This window comes from Acidovorax sp. JG5, assembly GCF_017939685.1.
Classification (GTDB): domain Bacteria; phylum Pseudomonadota; class Gammaproteobacteria; order Burkholderiales; family Burkholderiaceae_C; genus Acidovorax.
Genome location: NZ_JAGKSE010000047.1, coordinates 1 through 5,700, shown reverse-complemented (window position 1 = coordinate 5,700; position 5,700 = coordinate 1). Strand labels below are relative to the sequence as shown.

Below are 5,700 nucleotides of genomic sequence, written 5' to 3'. Positions count from 1 at the left end.
ATGGAAGAGAAAGGGTGGTCTGGTCAACGCGATTCTGCACCCAGGCCACGCTGCGCCAAGTAGGAACGCACGGTATCCCCGGCGGGGACAGATGCCATCCACAGGCGAGCATTGCGCTCGGCGTTCTTGGCCCACTGCGCACGTTGTGCTGCTTCGCGCTCCACTGCTGCTTGGCAGATCTGGTGGCGCATGGACGCCAGTTCTGCAGGAGACTGGTGCTGCGGCTGGCGAGCCATCCAGTGGCTACTGATGTTCTGGCGATAGTCGCCAAACACGCCACCAAGGCAATCAGCAAACAGTTTGGCCCAGCCAGATTTGCGCGGGCCGAAGCGGTAAAAACGTCCCGGCTCCAGATGCTGCGGCGCATAACCAAGCACTGCCTGAATGGCGCCAAGGAAGTCGGTGGGGGTGTTGAGCGCGATCATGGGCGGCGCTCCTTCCGAAACCAGCGAGAAGGCGCTGAGCACCAGACCCGCAGCAGGAGTTGGTTGATGACGGCGGCCATAATTACGCCACCCCCAGGACGCGCCGCAGCTCCGACACAGGCCAGGCCAATCGGCCATTGATGCGGATAGGACGGATGGGGCCATCCTCGCGACACGCCCAAATGCGGAGCGTTTGTTCCGCACGATTCAGGTGCCCTGCGGCCTCGGGTGTTGGGAGTACAGCGCGCGTTTCCAGCGCCAGCGGGGTGAGTTGAACAGTTTTTGCGGGCATTTCACAACCTCATGGGTTTGTTGAAGACAGGCCGCACTGTTCCGGGAGCGACGTGCACGAACCCCCTTCGTACACGCTTTTTTGGACGGTTGCTAACCCTCCTGCGCTTTAGCTGCCGCGTGAAGCTTGCGGCGGATGGTGTTGGGATGAAGCCCAAAGCGTTGGGCCAAGATGCCCGCTACTTCACTGCTTCCCCTGCCGGAAGCAAGGAGACGCTCACGTTCCTGCAAGATCTCGAAGATGCTTCGGGTCTTGACATCCGATTGACGCGTACGTGCAGATTTCTTGCCCCCAGCGCTGGCGCCTTGCTTGATGCGCGCTTCTTTGGCCTTGAGACCTCGAATCAGAGGACTCAGAATCTTTGCGGTATCGGCAATGCCCTTGTCCAGGGCAACGTAATTGAGCAATGTCACGATGTGCTCGTAGGGGCAAATGGATAGCGCGAACTGGAGGATTTCTTGCTTGGTACAGCCTGCGCTCTGGGCCGCATTCTCGGCACAGCCCTCCAATGTCAGCAAGGCCGGCCAGGGCAGCAGGTCTGCCAGGGTGGTTTCAGGTTGGTGCTGGCGTTTGGCTGCTGGAACAAAGCCGCGTACCGGTTGTGTCACAGAAAAGTTCCAACTCGGTTTACCGCGCAATCCGGCGCGCGTGCTTTCCGTCCCTGCCGCAATGGACTCCAGCATGAGCCTTTGGCGCGAGGTCGCTGATGTGACTGTCGTGAGGTCAAGCCGAAGGCCCATGACTGGTTCCCAAGAACTGTGTTGCATTCCATCCCTCCCGGACGCTAACCCTTTAAGAGAGCCCTCTGCAGGCCAGCGGGAGGCACTGGTTTTTTGGCAGAAAACCGCCCTGCCTAGCTGGGGCGAAAACGTTCAAGCGTGAGCTGCGACCCTACGCGCAGGGCGCTTTGCTGGCGCAGCGCGGGGCATGGAAACCTTGACGATCGGCCCCATGCCAGCCGTGGCAGCCATGTCAATCAGGGTGTCCAGCGAAAACAGATTGACCTTGCCCCGCATCAGGTCAGATATGCGCGGCTGGGTTACGCCGAAAAAGAGGGCGGCCTGTGCCTGCGTCATGCCTTGCTGGCGAATAACCTCCGTCAGGCTCATCATCAATCTCGAGCGGGCGCGCATGCTGGCGGCGCTCTGGGGGGTGTCCTCGATGGCGTCCCATACGCTGGAAAATCGCTGTTTTTCGGTCATGGTGCAATCTCCTTCATCAATGCCTTGAGTCGCTTTTGGGCCAGTTCAATGTCCCGCTTGGCGGTTTGCTGTGTTTTCTTCTGAAAACAGTGCAGCACATACACAGCATCGACCAGCTTGGCGACGTACACCACGCGGAAAGTGCCCGCTTCGTCCCATATACGCAACTCCACCACACCGGCCCCGATGCTCGGCATGGCCTTGGCATCATCGGGTGCCAGGCCGTTTTGCACTCTGTCCAGTTGATACCCAGCTTCACGCATGGCGGTCTGCGGAAAACTACGCAGGTCATCCAGCGCAGTGCCTCGAAACTCAATTGGTTTCATGGTCATATTATATAGATTTTTGTATTTTTTATTGATCAGAATTGACCTATCCAGCCACCACGCGCAGCGCACCCGGTTCGGCCTGGGCGTCAAACTGCACACCTGCAAGGCTCAGGATATGGGCCTCCACACGCTCCGCATGGGGGCGCAATTCATCCATGGGAAGGATGGCGTAACCGTCCGCAACGGCGCTCGGAGTGTGCCCTGCCATTTGCGCTGGTACACCGAGGGGGGCGATATTGCGACCCTGTCGGATGAAGGTGCGGCGCAGTCCATGAAACGTCAGGTGTTTAACCTGGGCGTGCTCCAACACCTGATCATGGGATGCTCGGGCATCGACAATGCGTCCTGCCTTCCCCGTGCTGGCAAACACGTACGGCCCCACCCGTGGCAGTGTCGCCAGCAGTTGCGCAAGATACGGGGTCAGGGGGATGGTGCGGGTCATCTCCACCTTGTCTGCAATGGTCAGCTTGCGCCAGCGGAAATCCACGTCCTGCCAGCGCAGGGCGGCCATTTCTTCACGGCGGGCACCGGTCAGCAGCAAGGCACGCAGATACACACTTGCGGTGCGATTGCTGAGTTGCTCGGTGCCCGCCCACCAGCCTGCAATTTGCGCACCATCCAGGGCGTCAGTGCGTCGCGTGTTCGGCGGTAGGTTCTCCAAAATAGCGGGTGCCTTGCCTGCATCGCGGTCTGTCAGGCTCCGATACTCAGGGCGGGCAGCGCACCAGCGCAGGAATCCCCGGAACATCATCAGGGCGCGTGCGGCTTGGTGTTTACCTGTCTCGGCTTCGCGATCAAACCAGCTTTTCAACGTGTCCTCGTTCACCCCGGCCAGCGGCAGCGCCAACAGCGGATACAGCGGCCCCGGCCTTGTGAGTCCCTGCCCTCGCTTTTTCTTTTCACCACCGGGTACGGCCATTGCTTCCAGGTCGGCACGGTACCGGGGCTTCCAGGCATCCTTGCGCTTGGGTTTTCCATTCTCCAAGTACAGCGGCCACAGATCTCCCACGGTCAGGGCGGCGGCCTTGTCGGCTTCCACCTTGGCAGCGGCAGCGGCTTGCTTTTCGGCCTGGGCCGCCAAAGCGTCACGCTTGAGGTCGCGGGGGTCTTTGCCCTCATCAATCAGGCGTTGAAGTTCGCGAGCCTTCGCTTGCGCTTCTGGAATGCTCCAGGCGGTCGGGCTTCCGATGGTCAGGCGAATGTCCTTGCCTTGGTACACGCTCTGGAACACGTAGGCGGACTTCCCGGCGGGGGTCGCCCTGAGCCCGAGTCCCGGCGCAGTCGCATCCCATAAGAAAGCCTGCTTCTTATCGGACGGACACTTGAACCTCGACACCCGGCCAGCGGTGAATGCAATCTTTGCCATGTGGAGCCCCTTGCAGTCTTACATCGGCCAGGATGTAAGGGCGGATGTAAGACTATTTGCTGAAAAATACTGAACTTCAATCAACGCTACGACTGTTTACGCATCCAGTAAAATCAGTATAAGTTGTTGATTTTTATAGATTCTATCAGCAGCAATCAACACGGGCAAATATGCCTATCCTCTCATTCGTAATGAGAAGGTCGGGTGTTCGATTCATCTCTCCGGCACCAGATAAAAGCCCCTGATTCGCAAGAGTCAGGGGCTTTTTATATCTTGCGGCCAGAAAAACACCTGCCCCCAGCACTGCCAATGATGCATCACCGAAACCGTCGCAGCGAGTGATTCATGCAGCAGACCTGCACGCCATCTGTGCAACCCCGCCACTTCGCGCCTCATTCATCTTCTGCAGCACCAATGCCCGGAAAAAGCACCTCGGTATAACCAAACTGCGCAAAATCGCGCACCCGCATGGGATACAGCTTGCCAATCAGGTGGTCGCATTCGTGCTGCACGACGCGAGCGTGAAACCCTTCTACCGTCCTATCGATCGGGTCACCATAGGGGTCAAACCCCGTGTAGCGAATGCGCGACCAACGTGGCACCTTGCCACGCAATCCCGGCACCGACAAACATCCCTCCCAATCCTCATCCTCCTCTGCACCCACTGGGGTAATAACCGGATTGAGAAGCACCGTCGGCGGCACCAGAGGCCGATCGGGGTAGCGGGGATTGGCGTCGGCCGAGCCGAAAATCACCACCTGCAGATCGACACCAATCTGGGGGGCCGCCAGACCCGCACCATTGACCGATCGCATGGTGTCGAACATGTCGCGCACCAACAGATGCAGCGCATCGGTATCAAACCTCTGCACGGGCTGGGCAATACGCAGCAAGCGCGAATCGCCCATCTTCAAAATGGTATGAATGGTCATGGGAACAGGCCTGTCAATTGCTGTAATTCACTGCATGTGCGAAAAGCAGGCAAGCATAGCGCGAGCAACATGCCCATGCATCCATGCAAAATCACGGTCAATGGCTTCGCCCTTCGACGATCATCTCGACACCCAAATGCCCAAAGAGCTACCGCTACCCTTGCGCTGGCTGCTGAAGGTTTTTGCAGCGATTTGCCTGATTCTGGGCGTTGCAGGTATGTTTGTGCCAGGGCTGCCAACCACCGTTTTCATCCTGATGGCGGCATGGGCTGCAGCCCGCAGTTCGCCCGCGATGTTTCGATGGCTTTGGCACCACCGCCTGTTCGGCCCCATGCTGCGTAACTGGGCCAATGGCGGCTGCGTAAGCCGCCGGTCCAAGTGGACTGCCACCCTGATGATGGCCCTAAGCAGTGTCATTCTGATGTTTACAGACGCACCGCGCTGGGCTGTGATGCTTGCGTGCATCTGCATGGCGTGCGTGTTGGCGTGGCTGTGGCGCAGGCGGGAGCCAGCACAGTAGCTTTTTGGACAGCCGCCAGTCACGTAAAAATGCGCATTTTTATGTATATAATTTAAGTCTTGTTCCTCGATAGCTCAGTCGGTAGAGCGCCGGACTGTTAATCCGTAGGTCCCTGGTTCGAGCCCAGGTCGAGGAGCCAAAGAACTTTCGTTGAAAAGACGATATGAATCAAGCACTTAGATACATCGTCTAAGTGCTTTTTTCATTTTTGCCTGCCCAAAAAACCTCCTTTCAGAGGCCCATGGGACACTGGCCCTAAATCCGGCAGTTCCCCCCGCCAAAGCTGAGCAAACCCGGCACTGGCGCGGGCTGGCGCTGATTTGGCACACTCACCCGAAGGGTGAAAGCAAACGCAGACGAATGGGAGCCCTTGTCAAGGGCGAGCAAAAAACCGTTGAGCCGCAGATCGTGGACACGCTGGGCGGGAGCATGCATGTGCGCGGGGACTCAGACGCGGCGGCCACGCCGCATGGCCAGCTGGTCTTTTTTGCGCAGTTCCTGGCCGCCACCGGAGTCTTCGATCGCTGGGTGTCGCAGTGCCCCCTGCCCTTGATGAACCCAACCACTTGCGACACCGCGTACTTCGGCGGGATTGTCATGGTCCAATAATTCTGGACACATCGATAGGGGCCCA

At 58.6% G+C, this 5,700-nt stretch carries 8 protein-coding genes and 1 tRNA gene; 3 read left to right on the top strand and 6 right to left on the bottom strand.

The annotated features are described in order from the left end of the window. Positions 1–23 precede the first annotated feature (23 nt). From J8G26_RS18910 to def, 6 genes are all read right to left on the bottom strand, one after another. Positions 24–425, bottom strand: coding sequence for a hypothetical protein (locus J8G26_RS18910; protein ID WP_210570793.1), 402 nt, complete (start codon positions 423–425; stop codon positions 24–26). Positions 426–809: 384 nt separating this feature from the next. Beyond that, on the bottom strand, positions 810–1,400 hold the full coding sequence (locus J8G26_RS18905) for a hypothetical protein (RefSeq protein WP_210570790.1): 591 nt from the start codon (positions 1,398–1,400) through the stop codon (positions 810–812). A 189-nt stretch (positions 1,401–1,589) separates the two neighbouring features. After that, positions 1,590–1,919, bottom strand: coding sequence for an XRE family transcriptional regulator (locus tag J8G26_RS18900; RefSeq protein ID WP_210570788.1), 330 nt, complete (start codon positions 1,917–1,919; stop codon positions 1,590–1,592). Then, positions 1,916–2,251 carry a type II toxin-antitoxin system RelE/ParE family toxin gene (locus J8G26_RS18895; protein ID WP_210570786.1) on the bottom strand — a complete coding sequence of 112 codons (336 nt, stop codon included), beginning with the start codon at positions 2,249–2,251 and terminating at the stop codon, positions 1,916–1,918. The genes J8G26_RS18900 and J8G26_RS18895 overlap by 4 nt, the downstream gene beginning before the upstream one ends. Before the next feature lie 40 nt (positions 2,252–2,291). Next, complete coding sequence (locus tag J8G26_RS18890) at positions 2,292–3,614, bottom strand: integrase family protein (protein WP_210570784.1); 1,323 nt, start codon at positions 3,612–3,614, stop codon at positions 2,292–2,294. A gap of 392 nt (positions 3,615–4,006) precedes the next feature. Continuing rightward, a complete protein-coding gene (gene def / locus J8G26_RS18885) occupies positions 4,007–4,546 on the bottom strand; it encodes a peptide deformylase (protein WP_210570782.1) in 540 nt (179 codons plus the stop codon). Positions 4,547–4,646: 100 nt separating this feature from the next. Between def and J8G26_RS18880 the strand changes: the two genes are divergently transcribed. The 3 genes from J8G26_RS18880 to J8G26_RS18870 all read left to right on the top strand — a co-directional run bounded on the left by J8G26_RS18880 (position 4,647) and on the right by J8G26_RS18870 (position 5,675). Further along, entirely contained in the window at positions 4,647–5,066 is a 420-nt protein-coding gene (locus tag J8G26_RS18880) for a YbaN family protein (protein WP_210570780.1), read from the top strand. Between the two features lie 63 nt (positions 5,067–5,129). Then, positions 5,130–5,205 (top strand) — tRNA-Asn (locus tag J8G26_RS18875). Positions 5,206–5,426: 221 nt separating this feature from the next. Then, entirely contained in the window at positions 5,427–5,675 is a 249-nt protein-coding gene (locus tag J8G26_RS18870; protein WP_210570777.1) for a hypothetical protein, read from the top strand. Positions 5,676–5,700 lie beyond the last annotated feature (25 nt).